Origin of the sequence: Sphaerotilus sp. (assembly GCF_031429695.1) — a bacterium.
Taxonomy (GTDB): domain Bacteria; phylum Pseudomonadota; class Gammaproteobacteria; order Burkholderiales; family Burkholderiaceae_C; genus Sphaerotilus.
Genome location: NZ_JANPAB010000073.1, coordinates 1 through 18,430 on the forward strand (window position 1 = coordinate 1; position 18,430 = coordinate 18,430).

Sequence of the window (18,430 nt, forward strand, 5' to 3'; positions counted from 1 at the left end):
ATAACTCGAATGAAAATTTATCATGAAATCAACGACTTACGAAGACTTCGAAGTGATTTTTCCGGAAATTGGCCTAAAAACTGCTCTAGAGTGATTGCAAGCTATTGATTTCAAAGACTTTATTTATGCAACAAAGCCATGCAGCACCAATCGAAGTATCCACAAGAACACCGTCAATAGATTGAAAATAAGTGCCCCGAAATTTCGTGGAAGCCTCTGGCACAATTTTTTCAAGCCACACAACATTCAAAATATCAAGGATATAGTCGCTGAAATATATGCCGTTTACCTTCCCCTGACCGTGATGAATCCCGTTAATTTTAGCCTCTGCACGCAGCACACTTGAAATCAAGTTGATTCTTTTTGGGGCACTCTGATTCAATAACTCCATGCATATTTCCACATACCGAAGAATCGGGGCACATTTGAAAAAATCCAGCACCCACTCAAATGAAACAACCTCAGGGCACTTCGCATGGAATAATGGAGAGCCCTTGAAGGACTTAATTCCTCTAGAGTAACAAAGCGGGACACAGTGCGTTGGACAGTGATATGCACCTAAAATTTGATGCATCCGTCGCCAATATGATAATCCATATTGAGTCAGATCCTCATTCATGCATACTTGACAAAAATATGCACGCGCATCCATATGCTTTAATGCAGACATCGATAAAATATCACGTTGTTGCGTGTTGCCGTGCGAGAGAATGGCATCGTCGGCAACGAATGCTCGACGCAAAGGAATTGTTGTGTGGTGGGACACAAAATTTTCGACCGTCAGACCTGCGGCCATCGACAGTGCCTCAACCCTACTCACGTCCAAAAACGTTCCGCCTGAATGCCCTGAAACATCAAGCAGAGCTTGATTAAGTTGCTCCTCTGACCGCCACCCATTCAAGCACGCAAATCGGCCTTGGTAGCCAAGGGCATACTCACCAGGAAGTATGGATGGACGCAGCATTACCGAACCAACCGAGCGGCAAAACCAATCTTGGCAGCCTTAAATCGCCCAGCGTATATTTGCGAATTGGTGACAGATTCGCGGCAATAAATTTCACGGCGCCAAAGGCACTTCGTATTTTTTTCATGGTAAATCATTCAGAAGCATACCATGCAAAAAATTCTCTTTCTCCACCCGGTCATCCATCTAGCGGCATATCTAGCATCATCAACAATGGACTCTGCTGCCCGGCGATTCATTTACCTACCAATGAATCAATTGCAGCCATGGTTAAGGGCAATTTCGCCAATGAAGACATCTTAGATTTCAGTGCTGGAACAGCTTGGCAGAGTTGTCCAACACGGATTGCCGAAGCTTTGTTCGTTTGGGGTTGAGCCAACTTCAGGGAAGCAATTCGCACTGCTTCTGCAAGCTCCCGATCCCGTGTTTCCCAGCAAACGCTGGTTTTTCTCGGTGCCCGCACGCAGACAGCCTTGGCCGGCATGTGCTGTTGAAGCCAACTCCTGTCATTCCGGTATAGCCATCCATAGGCTGCTGGACACTTCGTTCGCCAGTGTGTGGCACCAGCATCCGGCTCCGCATAGGCCACCTGAAGCCACTCGCCTCTCGCTTTGGATCGTGCGTGCTCTTGGCGGGCAAGTTGCCAAGCGGCATGAAGTCCGACTTTGGTGCGCAGGATCTTGTCCACGGTAGACAGAGATACAGCGTAGTTCTGGGCAACCACTGATCTGTCCGTGCCCTGCAGCAAGTCACGCACGATCTCAAGGAGTTTGCCGTCCTTCAATGCTTTCGGCCTTCGCCGGACATGGAAGCCAGCGGCGGATAGCCAAGACATGGCTGTGGACACATCAATGCCGACGCGCTTTGCAGCGGCAGTGGCAGATACGCCGTCTTGGACAAGCAAGAGCACTCGATCTTTGGCGCTGTTCGGCTGCCTCTGCAGACAAGCCGTCGATTTGGACTGCAACGTTGTGCTTGGGCTTGGGAGTGGCTGCGTTTTTCGGTATTCGTGTTGGTGGATGAAGTCATCCACGTTTGCGAACAGCCAGTGAATCGCCACGAGAAGGCGAAGCGGATGAATGCCGCTCCGCAGAGGTCGCAGCAGTCGGTTGACTTGGGCGCGGCCACTATCCTCGCTCGTCGAGCGCATGGCCAGTTCTGGCAAGGACTGCAGGTACGCACAGTGCGCAACGTAGGACTTGGTGGCGTCCTTCAGACGAACATGCCCTGCGCTGGTGAGCCATCCAAGGTCCAGCAAACGCCGTCGGATCGTTGCCTGGACCTTCTCGGCATGAAGCCAGCCATCGGCGTGCTCGGTCGCGACGAGTGTTGTCGCCCACAAAGAAAGCTCATGCATAGCGTGCATACGTCGCGCATCAGAGGTGACAAGTACCTCGGTCAAATTGCTTTCGTGGGGAAGCTGCCAGGAGAAGCGCTCAACGCCGTTGTGCTTCAAGGTACAAACGTTCAAAGGCACGGCATGAACCGGACAGATCCAAGCACCGGGAAACTGATGCTCAGCGTGCCAATAGGCCCAGCCGTGACGCTCGACATCAGCAGTCATGCATGACCTGCACGCTTTGAGCGGATGGTTAGCGCCGAACCGACTGGTCAGCAGGCCCAGTTTGTACTTCAGGTGAGCAACGGACGGCCCGCCCATGATCTCTGCGGTCTCGGCCACTGCAGATGGGTAAAGAAATGGTCGGTAAAAGCGCAGCAGTGTGCGGTTCGATGCGATCGAATCCGCACAACCCAGTAGCTGCCCTGTTCGTGACGCAAAAGTTCCGAGGGAGTTTGGCAGATCGTGGTGCAAACCCAGGCGCCTGCCGCCAAACAGGATCTCCGCCGACTTCCACGACGACGAATAGCCCCACAGCCGATGGAGTCGGCTACAGAGGCTGAAGAGGGTCTCATCTGGTAGCCACGAAAGCAGCGGCCCTGCGAGGGTGCCTAGTGCGGTGAAAGGCTGGTCTGTCAGCGACACATCGGAAGACTGACACCGTCTTGGCGCAGAGACAAGGTCAACGCGACAGAAACGGCGATTCACCCGTCTAGCTCTTGCTGATGGTGGGCTTGGCTAGGCGCACGTCGCTCAGGCGAGATCACCCTCTCGTGAACGGGGTAGGCGCCCAAAACAGAAGTGGCAGCCTGACGCTGCCACTTGTTCGTTCATCCCCACCTGCCGAGCGTAGAGTCCGGCATGGGAGTGCTGTTTACGACTCTATTGCGATGTTTACGACTTTAATGTCGTGTTTACGACTTTATTTGTCGAGAACACCAATCGGTGGCCTCGCCGTACGGTCCCGTTCACTCCACCGTGACGCTCTTCGCCAGATTCCGCGGCTTGTCCACATCCGTCCCCCGCGCACACGCCGTGTGATACGCCAGCAACTGCAGCGGCACCACGTGCAGGATCGGGCTCAGCGCGCCGTAGTGCTCCGGCATCCGGATGACGTGAACGCCCGGCTCGTTCTCGATGCGCGTGTCCGCGTCGGCGAAGACGAACAGCTCGCCGCCCCGTGCCCGCACTTCCTGCAGGTTGCTCTTGAGTTTTTCCAGCAACTGGTCGTTCGGCGCGATCGTGACGACCGGCATCGACGCATCCACCAGCGCCAGCGGGCCGTGTTTCAGCTCGCCGGCCGGGTAGGCCTCGGCGTGGATGTAGCTGATTTCCTTGAGCTTGAGCGCGCCTTCCAGCGCGATCGGGTAGTGGCGGCCACGGCCCAGGAACAGCGCGTTCTGCTTTGGCGTGAACAGCTCCGCCCACGCGATGATCTGCGGCTCCAGCGCCAGCACCGACTGCACGGCGGCCGGCAGGTGGCGCAGGTTGCGCAGCGCCGCCGCCTCGCCCGTGGCGGGCAGGGTGCCGCGCTGCTTGGCCAGCACCAGTGTCAGCAGGAACAGCGCGACCAGTTGCGTCGAGAACGCCTTGGTCGAGGCCACGCCGATCTCCACCCCTGCGTGCGTGATGAAGGCGAGCTTGCACTCGCGCACCATCGCGCTGGTCGAGACGTTGCAGATGGTCAGCGTCTGCGTCATGCCCAGCGAGCGGGCGTGCTTGAGCGCGGCCAGCGTGTCGGCGGTCTCGCCGCTCTGGCTGATGGTGACGACCAGCGTCTTCGGGTCGGGCACGCTCTCGCGGTAGCGGTATTCGCTGGCGATCTCGACTTGGGCCGGGATCTTGGCGATGCTTTCCAGCCAGTACTTGGCCGTCATGCCCGAGTACGAGCTGGTGCCGCAGGCGAGGATCAGCACCTTGTCGATCTGGCTGAACACCTCGGCCGCACCGTCGCCGAACAGCGCCGGCGTGATCGACTCGATGCCTTCGAGCGTGTCGGCGATGGCGCGCGGCTGCTCGAAGATTTCCTTCTGCATGTAGTGGCGGTAGGGGCCGAGTTCGGCCGCGCCGCTGTGGGCGTGGACGGTCTTGACCGGGCGGTCGATGCGCACGCGGGCGCCGCCGTCGGCCTTGCCGGTGATCCAGTACTTGCCCTGCTGCAGATCGACGACATCGCCTTCTTCCAGGTAGACGATCTGGTCGGTCACGCCGGCCAGCGCCATCGCGTCCGAGGCGAGGAAGTTCTCGCCCTTGCCCACGCCCAGCACCAGCGGCGAGCCTTCGCGGGCGCCGACGACGCGCAGCGGCTCTTCCTGGCAGAACACCGCGATCGCGTAGGCGCCGCGCAGGTGCGGCAGCGCGCTCTGCACCGCGTCGAACAGGTCGCCCTGGTAGAGCGAGTCGATCAGGTGGGCGATGACCTCGGTGTCGGTCTGGCTGGTGAACTCGTAGCCGCGGGCCTTGAGTTCGGCGCGCAGTTCGTCGTGGTTCTCGATGATGCCGTTGTGGACCAGCGCGATGCGGCCGGCCTTGGCGCTCTTGGCGTCGGCGCCCGTGCCGTGCGAGAAGTGCGGGTGGGCGTTGTGGACGGCCGGCACGCCGTGGGTGGCCCAGCGGGTGTGGGCGATGCCGACGAGGCCCTCGATGCCGTCGTTCAGCACCTGCGCGTCCAGCTCGGCCACGCGCGACGTGCTGCGCGAGCGGCGCAGTTGTCCGCCCTGGTGCACGGCGACGCCGCAGGAGTCATAACCACGGTACTCCAGGCGCTGCAGACCCTGGAGCAGGATGGGGACGATGTTGCGCTGGCTGACGGCGCCGACGATTCCGCACATGGTGGACTTCCCTGGTGAATGAAGACAGGCGCCGATCGTAGCGAGCTTGTCGTGCAATGAATGAGCAAAAAATTATCGATTCAGACGAATTCCTTCGTCATCCATTAAGATTGCAATGAATCGCTATTCAGTAAACTTATTTGGAGATTTATTGCATGACACCCCGCGAAGCAATGCCCCTGGACGCGATCGATCTGCGTCTGCTGGACGAACTGCAGCGCGACGCCGCGCGCTCGAACCAGGCGCTGGCCGACGCCGTGCATGTCTCGGCCGCCACCGCGCTGCGCCGCATCAAGCGGATGGCGGACGCGGGCGTGATCGAACGCACCGTCGCCGTGCTGTCGCCCGAGGCGCTGGGCCACGGGCTGACGGCCATCGCCGAGGTGACGCTGGACACGCAGTCGGTCGAGAGGTTGTCGGCATTCGAGGCCCGCGCTGTAGCGGATGCGGCCGTGCAGCAGTGCTACCGCACGCAGGGCGGGCCGGACTTCGTGCTGATCGCGCAGGTGGCGGACATGCCGGCTTACCAGTCGCTGGCGCAGCGGCTGTTCACGAGCGACGCCAACGTGCGCAATGTGCGCTGCTTCTTCAGCGTGCACCGGGCCAAGTGCGGGCTGCAGATCGCGCTGCCGAAGCCGGTCAGCTCCGGCACAGCAGCCGGTTGATCCAGGACTTCGGCGCGGCGCGCTCACGGGCGAGCCAGGCATCGTAGACCGCCCGCCGCGCCGGATCGCCGAGCACGGCGCGGGCGAGGCGGCGGTCCTCGGCGCGGCGCGTATCGGTGCGATCTGCTGGCAGATCACGGCGTTCGAGCGGTGTCAGCGGCGGCGGCAAGGTCGGCTCGATCCGCACCCAGGCGATCTGCATCTCGGTCACCGTGCAGTCCTCGGGGAGGTCGAGGCACTGGTAGTGGGTCGGCTCGATCGGCAGGACAGGGCTCACGGACGGCTCACTGCTTGGGTGGTTTCACCGGCCGGGACCAGCCGCTGAGGCTGGTCTGGCGACCGCGGGCGACCGCGAGCTGGCCGGCGGCGACGTCCTTGCTGATGGTCGAGCCGGCGCCGACCGTGGCCCCCGCGCCGACCGTGACTGGCGCCACCAGCACGCAGTTGGAGCCGATGTGGACATCGGCCTCGATGGTGGTGCGGTGCTTGTTGGCGCCGTCGTAGTTGGCGGTGATGCTGCCGGCACCGTAGTTGACCCGCTCGCCGACGACCGCGTCGCCCAGGTAGGCGAGGTGGTTGGCCTTGGCGCCGCGGGCCATGGTCGAGTTCTTGACCTCGACGAAGTTGCCGATGTGGACCTCGTCGCCCAGCCTGGCGCCGGGGCGCAGGCGCGCGAACGGACCGATCTGGGCACCCGCGCCGATCGTGACGCCCAGCGCCTCGCCGTCGATGTGCGTGAAGGGCTGCAGCACCGTGCCGACGCCGATGGTGGCGTTGCGGATGCAGCAGTTGGCGCCGATGGTCACGTCGTCACCGAGCGTCACCGTGCCGTCGAAGACGCAGTTGACGTCGATCGACACGTCGCGTCCGCAGCTGAGCGTGCCACGCAGGTCGAAGCGCGCCGGATCGGCCATGCGCACGCCGGCTTCGAGCAGCACCTCGGCCTGCTGCGCCTGGAAACGGCGCTCCAGCTGCGCGAGCTGCAGCGGGCTGTTGACGCCGAGCACCTCGGTCTCGCTGGACGCACGCGTGGCCACCACCGGCACGCCGTCGGCCACGGCCATCGCGACGATGTCGGTCAGGTAGTACTCCTTCTGGGCGTTGTCGTTCTTCAGGTTGCCCAGCCAGCGCTTCAGGTGGGCGGTGGGGGCGGCCATCATGCCGGTGTAGCCCTCGCGGATGGCGCGCTGCGCCGGCGTGGCGTCCTTGTGCTCGACGATGGCGCGGACCTGCTCGCCTTCGCGGACGATGCGGCCGTAGCCGGTCGGGTCGTCCAGGTCCACCGTCAGCAGCACCAGCTGTTCACCGCCGCAGGCGTCGATGAGCGCCTGTGCAGTCTCTGCGCGGATCAGCGGCACGTCGCCATTGAGGATCAGCGTGGTGCCGGCCTCGGGCAGTTCGGGCACGGCCTGCTGCACGGCGTGGCCGGTGCCGAGCTGCGGCTCCTGGCGCACGAAGGCCAGCGGTGCGCCGGGCAACGCGGCGCGCATCGTGCTTTCGACCAGTTCGGCGCCGTGGCCGGTGATGGTGATCAGGCGTTCAGCCCCGAGCCCTGCACCCATTTGCAGGACGTGCTGCAATAGCGGGCGACCTGCCAGCGCATGCAATACCTTGGGGCGGGCGGATTTCATCCGCGTGCCCTTGCCAGCGGCCATGATCACAACGTCGAGCAACATGCACAGATCCTCTCTACAGCGTGTTCCGAATGTTCGGGAATCCATGATTATCGGGAACGGTGTGACAGGACAGCGACCAGGGCGGCTTAAGAGATGGGCGCGGACCGTGTCGGTGTTGTCGGTTTTGACGCTGCTGGCGGCGTGCAGCACGCTGCGCATCGGCTACAGCCAGGCCGACACGCTGGCCTACTGGTGGCTCGACCGCTACCTCGACTTCAGTGCCGCGCAGACCCCACAAGTCCGCCAGGCCCTCGCCCAGTGGCAGACCTGGCACCGCACGCGGCAGTTGCCCGAGGACATCGCCCTGCTCGACCAGGCGACGCAGGAAGCCGTGGTGGACGCGACACCCGCGCAGGCCTGCCGCTGGTGGAAAACCGTGCAGACCCGCCAGGAGGTCTACCTGAATGCGCTGGTCGAGCCGATGGCCGACACGCTCGGCAACCTCGACGAGGCCCAGTTCAGGCACCTGCAGACCCGGCTCGACACCAACAACCGTGAATGGCGCGACACCTACCTGCGTGGCGACAACGACCAGCGCCACCGCGCCTCGGCCGAGCGCATCATCGACCGCGCCGACATGCTCTATGGCCGCATCGACAGCGCGCAGCGCCGCTTCATCTCCGAGCGCCTGCGCAGCTCGCCGTGGGATCCGCACCGCTGGCAGCAGGAGCGCCAGCGCCAGCAACTGGAGATGGTCACGACCCTGCGTGCCGTCGTGCAACCGGGGCTGGACAAGGCTCAGCGCACCGCACTGCTGCGCACCTGGGTGGGCTACACCGTGCGCCCGAGTGACGACGCCGCACGCCTCTACCGCGAACAGCTCATGCGTTTCCAGTGCGAACTGGCGGCCGATCTGCACAACCGCACCACGGCCGAGCAGCGCCAGCATGCCGCCGAGCGCCTGCAAGGCTGGTCGGCGGACCTGCGCAGCGCGGCCGGCGCTATGGCAACTGCACGGTGATGTGGCGCGTTCCGGCCTGCAGACCGGGGAAGCCGCTCAGGCCGGCATCGAAGAGCAGCGGCAGGAAATCGGCGCTGGAATAACGGCCTTCGTGCTGCACCTGAATCTCGACCAGCTTGTCGCGGCTCACGCGGTCGATGAACAGCAGTTGCGCCTGCTGGCGGTCGTAGGTCTGGGGTTCGCCAAAGGTACCGCCGATGCCGATGCCCCCGCGCCCGAAGCCGAATCCCACTCCGACACCGACCGACGCATGGGCCCGCCGATCAGGCGGCGGTGCCACCGCACCGCTGCGCAGCGGGCGTCCTGGCCAGGGATCGGCGAACGGACTCAATACCTGCGAACGCCCCCAACCCAGCTGCACCAGCACATCCGCCCGGGCGGCACTGTCGGCGGCCACGAAACCGACCCGCTGCAGCGCCTGCGCCGCAGCGGCTTCGAGCTGCACCTGCTCCGGGCTGCCAGCGTTCTGTGACGGCAGACGGTCGAAGGCGTAGCGGCCCGGCGGACGCTTGTCAGGCCAGGCGCCGAAGGTGACCACGTCGACGCCGATCTGCTTGAACGCGGCGCAGCCCGGCAGCCACGCGGCCGCGGCCATCGCCGTGAGTCCCAGCGCCCAGCGGCGGCGGTCGGTGCGGAACACATCGGGAACTCTCGGCATCGCAGTCTCCTGAACAACAACAGAACAGAGTGGATCAATCGCCGCCGAATCCGCGCAGCGCAGCCAGCGAGATGCTGGCGGGCGCGCTCGGCGTGGCGCAGGCGTCCTCATCGTCGTCAAACGCCTTGTCGCCCTGCGGGTTGACCACGCCGGTCGGCTGGATCGTCTCGAACGGAAAGAGCGCCCGGTCCATCAGGTGCGAGGGCACGACATTGGCAAAGGCGCGGTGCATGTTGTCGATGCGGCCCGGGTGCTGCTTCTCCCATTCCCGGAGCATGCGCTTGATCTGCACACGCTGCAGGTTCTCCTGCGAGCCACACAGCGTGCAGGGAATGATGGGGAATTCGCGGTGCGCGGCCCAGCGTTCCAGATCGGTCTCGGCAACCAGCGCCAGCGGGCGGATCACGGTGTGGCGGCCGTCGTCGCTGACCAGCTTGGGTGACATGCCCTTGAGCTTGCCGCCGAAGAACATGTTCAGGAAGACGGTGCCAAGGAAGTCGTCGCGGTGGTGGCCCAGCGCGATCTTGGTGGCACCCAGCTCATCGGCCACCCGGTACAGGATGCCGCGCCGCAGCCGCGAGCACAGGCTGCACATCGTGGCGCCCTCGGGAATCAGGCGCTTGACGACGGAGTAGGTGTCCTGGTTCTCGATGTGGAACTCGACCCCGAGCCGCGTCAGGTAGTCCGGCAGGATGTGCGCCGGGAAGCCGGGCTGCTTCTGGTCGAGGTTGACCGCGACGATGGAAAACTGGATCGGGGCGCGCTGCTGCAGGTTGAGCAGGATGTCGAGCAGCGCGTAGCTGTCCTTGCCGCCCGAGAGGCAGACCATGACGCGGTCGCCGTCCTCGATCATCGCGTAGTCGCGGATCGCCTGGCCGACGAGGCGGTGCAGGCGCTTGGAGAGCTTGTGGGTCTCGACGGAGACACGGCGCTCGGCGGGAGGATGCGGATTTACCATTGCCCGGTCTCCACCCGGATCGCCACTTCGCAGTCGTCGAAGATCTCCAGCTTGGCGATGCGCACCCGCACGCCGAGCACGCCCGGCAGGTCCATCAGCCGCGCCGCGACCTTGCCGATCAGGCTCTCCAGCAGGTTGACGTGCTGGGCGAGGCACTCGTCGATGATGATCGTCCGCACGCGGCGGTAGTCGAGGACGTGGAACAGGTCGTCGTCCGGAGGGGTCAGGAGCTGGGTGCCGAGGTTGAGTTCCGCGTCCACGGCGATGGGCTGCGGGGTGGTTTTCTCGTGGTCGAGGATGCCGAGGCTGGCGTCGAAGCGCAGGCCGGTGAGGGTCAGGATCTGGGTGCCGCGGGTGGTGGACATGGGGGACTGGCTACCTTTCTACAATCGGCCGGTGAACACCGCCTCAATCCCCAGTGTAGCCAGCGACCCGCTGCCCGCCCTCATCGCCGCCGAGATCCGCCGCTGCGGCGGCTGGATCGGCTTCGAGCGCTTCATGGCGATGGCGCTGTACCAGCCGGGCCTGGGCTACTACAGTGGCGGCGACCGGCAGTTCGGCGCCCTGCCCTCGTCCGGCAGCGACTTCATCACCGCGCCGGAACTCTCGCCGCTGTTCGGCCGCGCGCTGGCCCGCCAGGTCGCGCAGGCGCTTGGCGCCACCGGCACGCGCGAGGTCTGGGAGTTCGGCGCCGGCTCGGGTGCGCTGGCCTGTCAGCTGCTGCAGACGCTGGAAGAACTGGGCGCCACGGTCGACCGCTACACCATCGTCGATCTGTCCGGCACGCTGCGCGAACGCCAGCGCCAGCGCCTCGCCAAGGAGGTGCCGCAACTCGCCGACAAGGTGCGCTGGATCGATGCGCTGCCCGCCACCTTCGAGGGCGTGGTCGTCGGCAACGAGGTGCTGGACGCGATGCCGGTGGTGCTACTCGCCTGGGACGGCGTGCAGTGGCAGGAGCGCGGCGTGGCGCTGGACGAAGCGGTGGGGGCGCCGCAATTCGTCTGGGCGGATCGGCCGACCGATCTGCGCCCGCCGGTCGACCTCGGCTTCGTGCCGGGCACCGTGACCGAACTGCCGCGCCAAGCCAGCGCCTTCCTTGCCACACTGGCAGAGGGCCTGACACGCGGTGCCGCGTTTTTCATCGACTACGGCTTTCCGGAGCACGAGTTCTACCACCCGCAGCGCACCGGCGGCACCCTGATGTGCCACCGCGGTCACAAGGCCGACCCCGATCCGCTGCACGACATCGGCCTGAAAGACCTGACAGCGCACGTTGATTTCACCGCCATCGCGCTGGCCGGGCAGGAGGCCGGGCTGGAGGTGCTGGGCTACACCTCGCAGGCGCGCTTCCTGTTCAATTGCGGGCTGCTGGCCGACCTGGAAACCGCCGACCTGCGCGGCCGGGCCATGGCGCAAAAGCTCGTCACCGAGCACGAGATGGGCGAGCTGTTCAAGGTGATCGGCTTCGTCACCGAGGCCGAATCGTTCGAGGCGATCGGCTTCGGCGCGGGCGACCGCAGCCACACGCTCTGATGCGCTGGCTCATCGTCTTCACGCTGTCCTGCCTCGTCTTCAACGGCCTGCACGGCTGGCTGGAGAAGATCGGGCTGGGGCACATCCCTGGCGACTTCAGCGTGAAGATCGGCGCGCGGCGCTGGCACTTTCCGTTTGGATCCAGCGCGCTGCTGACGCTGATCGGACTGGCCCTGGCACGCTGGCTCTGAGGCCTACGCTGCGGCCGGCAACACGGCCTGCACCGCATCCACCCGGGCCTGGTGCAGCGCACGGCCGATGTCAGGGCCTTTCAATCCGCGGGTGATCGCGCGGGCGCTGATGTCGGCGGAGCTGACCTGCTGCGCCGCCGCCAGCGCCGAACGCAGGCGCGGCGCTGGCGCATAGACCTGCTCCTCGAACCCCAGGCGACCGCGCGCGTCGCACTCGCAGGCCTGCAGCGTCAGCTCGAAGCGCTCGGCCCGCCGCCACGCATCGCAGCGGTCCATCAGCCGCACCACCGCCGCGGCGTCCAGCGTGGTGCTGCGGTGGATGTTGCCGTGTTCGCGGGCCACCACCTCGGCCAGCTCCCTGCACTCCACCGGCACGCGCAACCGCTCGGCCAGCGGCCCGAGCAGCCGGACACTGCGCCCCTCGTGGCCCAGGTGGCGGGGCAGCACGTCGGCCGGTGTCGTCGCCTTGCCCAGGTCATGCGTCAGGCAGGCAAAACGCACCGGCAGCGCGGTCTTCAGGCGCGCCGCCATGTCGAGCACCATCATCAGATGGACCCCGGTATCGATCTCCGGGTGGTACTCGGCGCGCTGCGGCACGCCGAACAGCGCGTCCACCTCCGGCAGCAGCCGCACCAGCGCACCGCAGTCGCGCAGGAACAGGAACATCCGCGACGGCGCTGCCTCCATCAAGCCGCGCGACAGTTCCTGCCAGACCCGCTCGGACACCAGTGCGTCCACCTCACCCGCCGCCACCATCTCGCGGCACAGCGCCAGCGTCTCGGGCGCCACGCTGAAGTCGGTGAAGCGCGCCAGGAATCGACCAAGCCGCAGGATACGGACCGGATCCTCGACAAACGCCGCCCCGACATGGCGCAGCACGCGGTCACGCAGGTCCGCCTGGCCACCACAGGGGTCGATGACTTGGCCATCGCCGTCCATCGCCATGGCGTTGATGGTCAGGTCACGGCGGGAGAGGTCCTCTTCCAGCTTCACGTCCGGATCGGCGCGGAAGGAGAAGCCGTGGTAGCCCGGCGCGGTCTTGCGCTCGATGCGCGCCAGCGCGTATTCCTCCCGCGTCCTGGGGTGCAGGAACACCGGAAAATCGCGCCCGACCGGCAGATAGCCGGCCGCGCCCATCTGTTCAGGGGTCGATCCGATGACCACCCAATCCTGGTCACCGGGCGGACGGCCCATCAGGCGGTCTCGGACAGCGCCACCCACCAGAAAAAATTGCATGTCAGGCATTGCCGATACCCCGGCTCGATCGATGTGCTGCATTTCGCAAAAGTGTCACCCGCGAGCCAGGGATGGCCGACCATGTGAAGGAATGGTCCAATGATGCACTGGCACTAAACCGTACCAAATGTTTAATGTTTGCAACGGAAGTGTTTGCAATGCTGGGGAGTTTCACCATGACCATTCGATCCACCGCGACACGATTCGCGCTGACCGTCTTGCTGCTCGGCAGCGCATTCCAGGCGCAGGCCTACATTGAGCAGGAGCTGAGCACGGGCGTCGCCAATGACGCTCCCTCGATGGCCGAGGCAGTGGGCACGCTGGCGCCGGGCGGCTTTTTGTTCATCTCGGGAGCCAGAAGGTACGAAGCCGGTGTCACCGATGGCGGCGGCGGGAGTTCAGCCGACTTCTTCCGCTTTGAAGTCGGCGCCGCCCAGCTGGCCACGCTGACGATCGAAACCCCGAACGCCACGGACAAGCCGGTCATCGGGCTGTTCGACAGCGGCCTGCCGAACCAGTTGCTGGCGAGCGCGTTCGACGACAACAGTTCCGCGAGCAATTTCCTGTCGTTTTCCTACCAGCTCGCGCCGGGCACCTATTACGCGGCCGTCTCCGGCTATCGCCTTGGCTGGAACGATTTCGACGGTGGCGGCCACTCCGGCTGGACCTACAACCTGCTGCTGAACAGCACGCCGATGCTGGCCGCCGTGCCGGAGCCGGAATCGGTGGTCCTGCTGCTGGCCGGTCTGGGCGTGCTCGGCATGGTCAGCCGCCGCCGGCGCAGCTAAGCAACGCAACGGCCCGCGCGTCAGTCCCGGCCGGCGCGCGTGCGTCGCCGGTCTTCGGGGGTGAATCCTGTGCCCAGCACGGAGGACATCACGGCCGAGATCGCGCCCGGCGTGATGCCCAGCGCAGTCAGGTCTGGGTGCCTGCCGGTGGCGACGTTGGGCACACGCATCGAGTCGAGGTTGTCACACGACATCAGCGGCTCGCCCGGCAGCAGCCCGAGGGCGGCCGCCTGGAGCCGTCCCGCCCAGCTCGGCAGCGGCAGCACTGGCCGCACATGCCCGCTCCAGCGCCCCGCCATCCGCACCAGATCCGCCAGCGTGAGGACCTCCGGCCCCGCGCACTCGATCGTCTGCCCGACCGTCGCACGGTCCTGCAGGCAGTGCACCAGCGCCTGCGCCACATCCTCGACCCACACCGGCTGGAAGCGTGCCTGTGCGCCCGCCAGCGCCATCACCGGCACGAGCGCCTGCAACCGTGCGAAGAGCCGGATGAAACGGTCCTCGGCACCAAAGATCACGCTCGGGCGAAGGACCGTCAGATCCAGGTCCGGCGCCGCCCGCAGCACCTGCTCGCCGCGCGCCTTGCTGCGCAGGTAGTGCGACGGCGCCGAGGCCGGATCGCCGTCCGGCACGCCGAGCGCACTGACATGAACCAGCCGCCGCACGCACGCACGCTGGCAGGCCGCGGCGACCTGCTGCGGCAGTGCGACGTGGGTGCGCTCGAACTGCGCGGCGCTGCCATGCAGGATCGCCACCAGATTCACCACGGCGTCGGCACCCTGCACCAGATCGTCGAGCTGCCGCGGATCGTGCACGTCGGCTTCGACCACTTGCACGGTGGGCAGCATCGCCTGGCCATGCCCCCGCACGCGACGGCGTGTCGGGATCAGCACCACCTCGGCGCTGACCGCGGGGGTGGCCATCCAGCGGGAAACCAGGACCCGGCCGACAAAGCCCGTGCCGCCGAGGATCAGAAGTTTGCGCAGGGGCATGGCGGGGGCGATCGATGTCGTGGCGTGGTCAGGGCAGTTGCCGGTTTTCGGGCGGGGCGTCGGCCGGACGCGGACCCACCAGCGGCGACAGCCGGCTCTTCAGGTCCACCACCGACTTGCCGCCCATCACGGCCGCGTAGTAGCTCGCATTGGACAGCACCTTCTTCACGTAGTCACGGGTCTCGTTGAAGGGGATGTTCTCGGCCCAGGCCGCCACCTCCATCACCGGTCCCTCGCGCCAGCGGCGCGGGCGGTTCGGCCCGGCGTTGTAGCCGGCAGCGGCCATCGCCTGCGAACCGCCGAAGTCGTCCAGCACCAGCTTGAGGTAGCCCGTGCCCAAGCGCAGGTTGGTGGCCTTGTCGGTGATCAGGTCGGGCGTGTAGGCCATGCCCAGCCGCTTGGCCGTCCAGCGCGCCGTGGCCGGCATCACCTGCATCAGCCCGGACGCGCCCACGCCCGAGCGTGCGTCGGTGACGAAACGCGACTCCTGGCGGATCAGCCCGTAGACGTAGGCCGGGTCGATCCCCATGTCCTGTGCAGCCGCGACCACGTCGGCCCGGAACGGCGTCGGAAAGCGCTGCGACAGGTCGATCTCCTGCCGGGTGCGTTCGCTGGTGTTGATGCAGCGGTCCCAGACCTCGTTGTCGCAGGCGCGCTGGGCAGCAGCGAGCAACGGGCGGTCGCTCAGTTCGCGGATCGAGAAATTCCATTCGCGCACCCCCTCGCTGCGCAGCCCCAGCGCGATCAGCGCCAGCGCACGGGTCAAACCGGGCTGGCGGTGGGCCTGGACCCGCTCTTCGGGCGTGATGGCGGCGGGGCGGGGCGGCAGCGACTGCGGGCGGCCGAGTTCCTCGGCGGCGAGCTTGCCGTAGAAATTCAACTGACCGGCGATGCGCTCGAACAGCACACTGGCCGCCGTGCGCTGCGCGTCGCCCTCCGTGCCGGCCTTGGCCGTGGCGTGCAGCGCGCGGGCTTTCCAGTAGACCCAGGTCGGATCGGCCTGTGCGGCGGCGCTCATGGCGGCGACCGCGTCGAGCACCCGCTGCCAGCGTGCCGCGTCCGTGGCCCGCAGCGCCGAACGCACCCGCCAGCCCAGCGTGTCGTCGTTCCAGTCGACGTCGCGGGTAGCGGTGGCCGCAGCGCCGCTGGCACGCTGGAACCAGCCGTCCGACTCGGGCAGCAGTTTCATCGCGCCCTGCCGCGCCACCGAACCCCAGGCCCAGGCGGCGGCCTCGGGCGAGAGCCGGGTCTGCCAGCGGTCCTGCAATTCGGTGGCCGCCGCCGCCGGGTCGCTCGCCGCCAGCCGGGCCAGCGCCATGACGGCGTATTCGGCGCCCTGGCGGCTGTCAGTGTCGGCGCGGCGGGCCAGGTAGCGTTGTGGCTGCTCGAACAGCTCGGTCAGCGACGCGCCCGCGTCCTCGCCCAGCAGCGTCAGCGCCTGGCGGGCGGCATTGAGCCGTTTGGCCTCGGCGGCTTCGCGGGCCTTGAGCCAGACGTCGCTGCTGCTGAACAGGCGCGCGGTGTACAGCGTGGTGACGAGCAGCGTGCAGCCGTCGTCGCCGTCGCGCTGCAGGAACCAGTTCGCGCGGGCCCCGGCGCGCACGTCCTCGCCGACGTGGTGGCGCAGCAGCAGCGCGTAGCAGCTCACCTCGCGGTCATCGTTGAACTTGAAGCGCGGATAGTCGGTGGCGAAATTGCGCCAGTCGCGGCGGCGGCCGAGTTCAAGCAACCAGTCGTTGCGCAGGCGGTCCTCGACGTAGGTGCCGGGCCAGCGGGCGTAGAACGCGTCCAGCTCGGACTGGTTCGACTCGGCGAGCCGGTTGCTCAGCTCCCAGTAGTCGGCCCACATCGCCAGCGGATGGCGGGCAGCGACCAGCGCATCGCGGTGCGCGGCCAGCTTGGCCCGGTCACGCTTGCGCAGCGCCTCGCGGGCTTGCACCAGCCGGTCATCCAGCGGGCGGGATTCGGTCGGCACCGCCTGCGCCGAGGCGGCTCCAACCAGTCCCGCCCCCCCGATCCACACCGCCAGTGCGGCAACCACCACAGCAATCAGCTTCATGCCGACAGTGTAGGACGGTGGCAGGGGGTGGCGGGCGGCACAATCCCGGCGTGGGTACCCCCCCATCCCCATGAAGGAACGACCCGATGAGCACTTCTCCCGCCTTCAAGCTGCCCGAACCGCCCCGCGACAAGAAGACCCTGCGCAAGCAGCTCCAGGCCGAACGCATGGGCATGTCCGACCGCCACCAGCGCTCGGTGCACCTCCAGGAGGTGCTGATGGTCTGGCTGCTGTCGCGCAAGGAGAAGACGATCGGCGCGTTCTGGTCGATCAAGGGCGAGTTCGACGCCCTGCCGGCGCTGTACCGCTGGACCGAGTCCGACCCCGAGCGGCGCATCGGCCTGCCGGTGATCGACAAGCTGACCAAGCAGCTGCGTTTTCACGTCTGGTACCCAGGCTGCCCGATGGAGGAGGACGCCTACGGGATCCTGAAGCCCAAGGACACCGAGGAGTTCCATCCAGAGCTGCTGCTGGTGCCGTGCGTCGGCTTCGGGCCGGGCGGTGTGCGGCTGGGGTATGGCGGGGGCTTCTACGACCGCACGCTGGCGTCGCTGCAGCCGATGCCCTACACGGCGGGCATCGGCTACGCGCATGGCTACATCCCGTGGCTGCAGGCGGAGCCGCACGATGTGCCGCTGGATGCGATGCTGACGGAGGAAGGCACGGGCTGGGACCGCGACCGGGACGCCTGAACGCGGCCCAGGCCCAGTGCCTCAAAACCCGAGCCGCCGCCCCAGCTCCAGCACCGTGGCGCTGGTGTTCATCGTGTAGAAGTGCAGCGACGGCACCCCCTGCGCCCGCAGCCGCTCGCACAGGTCGGTGACGACATCCAGCCCGAACGCCTTGATGCTGGCCGTGTCGTCGCCGTAGCTCTGCAGCCGCAGCCGCACCCAGCGCGGGATCTCGGCACCGCAGCCGTCGGCGAAACGCAGGATGCCGCTCGAATTGGTGATCGGCATGATCCCCGGCACCACCGGGATGTCCAGCCCGAGCGCCCGCACGTCGTCCACAAAGCGCCAGTAGGCGTCGGCGTTGTAGAAGAACTGCGTGATCGCCGAACTGGCCCCCGCCTGCACCTTGGCGGCAAACGCCTGCAGATCGGCCTGGGGCGAGCGGGCCTGCGGATGCACCTCGGGATAGGCGGCCACCTCGATGTGGAAGTGGTCGCCCGTCTCGGCGCGGATGAACGCCACGAGGTCGCTGGCGTGGCGGATCTCGCCCATCGGACCGAAGCCGCTGGGCAGGTCGCCACGCAGCGCGACGATGCGCCGCATCCCCATCGCCCGGAACTGCGCCAGCCGCTCGCGCACCGACGCGCGGGTGGCGCCGACGCAGGTGAAGTGCGAGACACCGTCCTGGCCTTCGTCGAGGAGGGCCTGCACGGTCTGCAGCGTGCCGTCCTGGGTCGAGCCGCCTGCGCCGTAGGTGACGGAGCAGAACTGCGGCTTCAGCGCGTACAGCGCCTGGCGCACGGCGGCCAGCTTGGTCACGCCCTCGGGCGTCTTGGGCGGGAAGAACTCCAGGCTCAGCGGGAGGGAGGCGGTTTGCGTCATGGCAGGTTCAGTCGTGGTCTGCGCAG

Annotated in this window: 18 protein-coding genes; 6 read left to right on the forward strand and 12 right to left on the reverse strand. The window is 66.1% G+C overall.

Annotated elements, in window-relative coordinates; translation table 11 throughout:
* Positions 1-85: 85 nt before the first annotated feature.
* From RMP06_RS14375 to glmS, 3 genes are all read right to left on the reverse strand, one after another.
* A complete protein-coding gene (locus RMP06_RS14375) occupies positions 86-964 on the reverse strand; it encodes a TniQ family protein (protein WP_310462469.1) in 879 nt (292 codons plus the stop codon).
* 235 nt (positions 965-1,199) lie between these two features.
* A complete protein-coding gene (locus RMP06_RS14380) occupies positions 1,200-3,011 on the reverse strand; it encodes a TnsD family Tn7-like transposition protein (RefSeq protein WP_310462470.1) in 1,812 nt (603 codons plus the stop codon).
* A 260-nt stretch (positions 3,012-3,271) separates the two neighbouring features.
* Positions 3,272-5,134: a glutamine--fructose-6-phosphate transaminase (isomerizing) gene (glmS, locus tag RMP06_RS14385; RefSeq protein ID WP_310462471.1), complete on the reverse strand. Its 1,863-nt coding sequence runs from the start codon at positions 5,132-5,134 to the stop codon at positions 3,272-3,274.
* A gap of 155 nt (positions 5,135-5,289) precedes the next feature.
* On the opposite strand from glmS, the gene RMP06_RS14390 reads away from it, so the two are divergent.
* Positions 5,290-5,799, forward strand: coding sequence for an Lrp/AsnC family transcriptional regulator (locus RMP06_RS14390; RefSeq protein ID WP_310462472.1), 510 nt, complete (start codon positions 5,290-5,292; stop codon positions 5,797-5,799).
* Here the strand turns inward: RMP06_RS14390 and RMP06_RS14395 are convergent.
* Both RMP06_RS14395 and glmU read right to left on the reverse strand, forming a co-directional pair.
* A complete protein-coding gene (locus tag RMP06_RS14395) occupies positions 5,774-6,076 on the reverse strand; it encodes a hypothetical protein (RefSeq protein ID WP_310462473.1) in 303 nt (100 codons plus the stop codon). The two genes, RMP06_RS14390 and RMP06_RS14395, sit on opposite strands and share 26 nt — an antisense overlap.
* Before the next feature lie 7 nt (positions 6,077-6,083).
* Entirely contained in the window at positions 6,084-7,475 is a 1,392-nt protein-coding gene (gene glmU / locus RMP06_RS14400; RefSeq protein WP_310462474.1) for a bifunctional UDP-N-acetylglucosamine diphosphorylase/glucosamine-1-phosphate N-acetyltransferase GlmU, read from the reverse strand.
* A 115-nt stretch (positions 7,476-7,590) separates the two neighbouring features.
* Here glmU and RMP06_RS14405 point away from each other — a divergent pair, with 115 nt between their 5' ends.
* Entirely contained in the window at positions 7,591-8,436 is an 846-nt protein-coding gene (locus RMP06_RS14405; RefSeq protein ID WP_310462475.1) for a DUF6279 family lipoprotein, read from the forward strand.
* Here the strand turns inward: RMP06_RS14405 and RMP06_RS14410 are convergent.
* Genes RMP06_RS14410 through RMP06_RS14420 form a run of 3 tightly spaced genes read right to left on the reverse strand, consistent with a single transcriptional unit; the run spans position 8,417 to position 10,417 of the window.
* Complete coding sequence (locus tag RMP06_RS14410; RefSeq protein WP_310462476.1) at positions 8,417-9,094, reverse strand: hypothetical protein; 678 nt, start codon at positions 9,092-9,094, stop codon at positions 8,417-8,419. The genes RMP06_RS14405 and RMP06_RS14410 overlap by 20 nt on opposite strands.
* A 34-nt stretch (positions 9,095-9,128) precedes the next feature.
* Positions 9,129-10,052: a tRNA 2-thiocytidine(32) synthetase TtcA gene (gene ttcA, locus RMP06_RS14415; protein WP_310462477.1), complete on the reverse strand. Its 924-nt coding sequence runs from the start codon at positions 10,050-10,052 to the stop codon at positions 9,129-9,131.
* Positions 10,046-10,417 (reverse strand): dihydroneopterin aldolase, encoded by a 372-nt coding sequence (locus RMP06_RS14420; RefSeq protein ID WP_310462478.1) that lies wholly within the window; start codon positions 10,415-10,417, stop codon positions 10,046-10,048. Before RMP06_RS14420 ends, ttcA begins: the two co-directional genes overlap by 7 nt.
* On the opposite strand from RMP06_RS14420, the gene RMP06_RS14425 reads away from it, so the two are divergent.
* Entirely contained in the window at positions 10,416-11,585 is a 1,170-nt protein-coding gene (locus RMP06_RS14425) for a class I SAM-dependent methyltransferase (protein ID WP_409050174.1), read from the forward strand. The genes RMP06_RS14420 and RMP06_RS14425 overlap by 2 nt on opposite strands.
* The gene (locus RMP06_RS14430; RefSeq protein WP_310462480.1) at positions 11,585-11,776 is read left to right on the forward strand and encodes a DUF2905 domain-containing protein; all 192 of its coding nucleotides are present in this window, start codon (positions 11,585-11,587) and stop codon (positions 11,774-11,776) included. Before RMP06_RS14425 ends, RMP06_RS14430 begins: the two co-directional genes overlap by 1 nt.
* Positions 11,777-11,779: 3 nt before the next feature.
* Here the strand turns inward: RMP06_RS14430 and RMP06_RS14435 are convergent, their stop codons facing one another.
* A complete protein-coding gene (locus RMP06_RS14435; protein WP_310462481.1) occupies positions 11,780-13,012 on the reverse strand; it encodes a multifunctional CCA addition/repair protein in 1,233 nt (410 codons plus the stop codon).
* A 176-nt stretch (positions 13,013-13,188) separates the two neighbouring features.
* Here RMP06_RS14435 and RMP06_RS14440 point away from each other — a divergent pair, with 176 nt between their 5' ends.
* Positions 13,189-13,800, forward strand: coding sequence for a PPC domain-containing protein (locus RMP06_RS14440; RefSeq protein ID WP_310462482.1), 612 nt, complete (start codon positions 13,189-13,191; stop codon positions 13,798-13,800).
* Positions 13,801-13,820: 20 nt separating this feature from the next.
* Here the strand turns inward: RMP06_RS14440 and RMP06_RS14445 are convergent, their stop codons facing one another.
* Both RMP06_RS14445 and RMP06_RS14450 read right to left on the reverse strand, forming a co-directional pair.
* Positions 13,821-14,786 carry a complex I NDUFA9 subunit family protein gene (locus RMP06_RS14445; protein WP_310462492.1) on the reverse strand — a complete coding sequence of 322 codons (966 nt, stop codon included), beginning with the start codon at positions 14,784-14,786 and terminating at the stop codon, positions 13,821-13,823.
* 34 nt (positions 14,787-14,820) lie between these two features.
* On the reverse strand, positions 14,821-16,851 hold the full coding sequence (locus tag RMP06_RS14450) for a lytic transglycosylase domain-containing protein (protein WP_310462483.1): 2,031 nt from the start codon (positions 16,849-16,851) through the stop codon (positions 14,821-14,823).
* A gap of 86 nt (positions 16,852-16,937) precedes the next feature.
* Between RMP06_RS14450 and RMP06_RS14455 the strand changes: the two genes are divergently transcribed.
* Positions 16,938-17,543, forward strand: a complete 606-nt coding sequence (locus tag RMP06_RS14455) for a 5-formyltetrahydrofolate cyclo-ligase (protein ID WP_310462484.1) — start codon at positions 16,938-16,940, stop codon at positions 17,541-17,543.
* A gap of 21 nt (positions 17,544-17,564) precedes the next feature.
* On the opposite strand, the gene metF is transcribed toward RMP06_RS14455, so the two are convergent.
* Entirely contained in the window at positions 17,565-18,404 is an 840-nt protein-coding gene (metF, locus tag RMP06_RS14460; RefSeq protein ID WP_310462485.1) for a methylenetetrahydrofolate reductase [NAD(P)H], read from the reverse strand.
* Positions 18,405-18,430: the final 26 nt, after the last annotated feature.

Bases quoted from the DNA above. Each gene is read 5' to 3' on its own strand.
- RMP06_RS14410 (WP_310462476.1), bottom strand. From the start codon at position 9,094: ATGCCGAGAGTTCCCGATGTGTTCCGCACCGACCGCCGCCGCTGGGCG.
- ttcA (WP_310462477.1), bottom strand. From the start codon at position 10,052: ATGGTAAATCCGCATCCTCCCGCCGAGCGCCGTGTCTCCGTCGAGACC.
- RMP06_RS14425 (WP_409050174.1), top strand. From the start codon at position 10,416: ATGGGGGACTGGCTACCTTTCTACAATCGGCCGGTGAACACCGCCTCA.
- RMP06_RS14420 (WP_310462478.1), bottom strand. From the start codon at position 10,417: ATGTCCACCACCCGCGGCACCCAGATCCTGACCCTCACCGGCCTGCGC.
- metF (WP_310462485.1), bottom strand. From the start codon at position 18,404: ATGACGCAAACCGCCTCCCTCCCGCTGAGCCTGGAGTTCTTCCCGCCC.
- RMP06_RS14435 (WP_310462481.1), bottom strand. From the start codon at position 13,012: ATGCAATTTTTTCTGGTGGGTGGCGCTGTCCGAGACCGCCTGATGGGC.
- RMP06_RS14390 (WP_310462472.1), top strand. From the start codon at position 5,290: ATGACACCCCGCGAAGCAATGCCCCTGGACGCGATCGATCTGCGTCTG.
- glmU (WP_310462474.1), bottom strand. From the start codon at position 7,475: ATGTTGCTCGACGTTGTGATCATGGCCGCTGGCAAGGGCACGCGGATG.
- RMP06_RS14440 (WP_310462482.1), top strand. From the start codon at position 13,189: ATGACCATTCGATCCACCGCGACACGATTCGCGCTGACCGTCTTGCTG.
- RMP06_RS14450 (WP_310462483.1), bottom strand. From the start codon at position 16,851: ATGAAGCTGATTGCTGTGGTGGTTGCCGCACTGGCGGTGTGGATCGGG.
- RMP06_RS14455 (WP_310462484.1), top strand. From the start codon at position 16,938: ATGAGCACTTCTCCCGCCTTCAAGCTGCCCGAACCGCCCCGCGACAAG.
- RMP06_RS14430 (WP_310462480.1), top strand. From the start codon at position 11,585: ATGCGCTGGCTCATCGTCTTCACGCTGTCCTGCCTCGTCTTCAACGGC.
- glmS (WP_310462471.1), bottom strand. From the start codon at position 5,134: ATGTGCGGAATCGTCGGCGCCGTCAGCCAGCGCAACATCGTCCCCATC.
- RMP06_RS14375 (WP_310462469.1), bottom strand. From the start codon at position 964: ATGCTGCGTCCATCCATACTTCCTGGTGAGTATGCCCTTGGCTACCAA.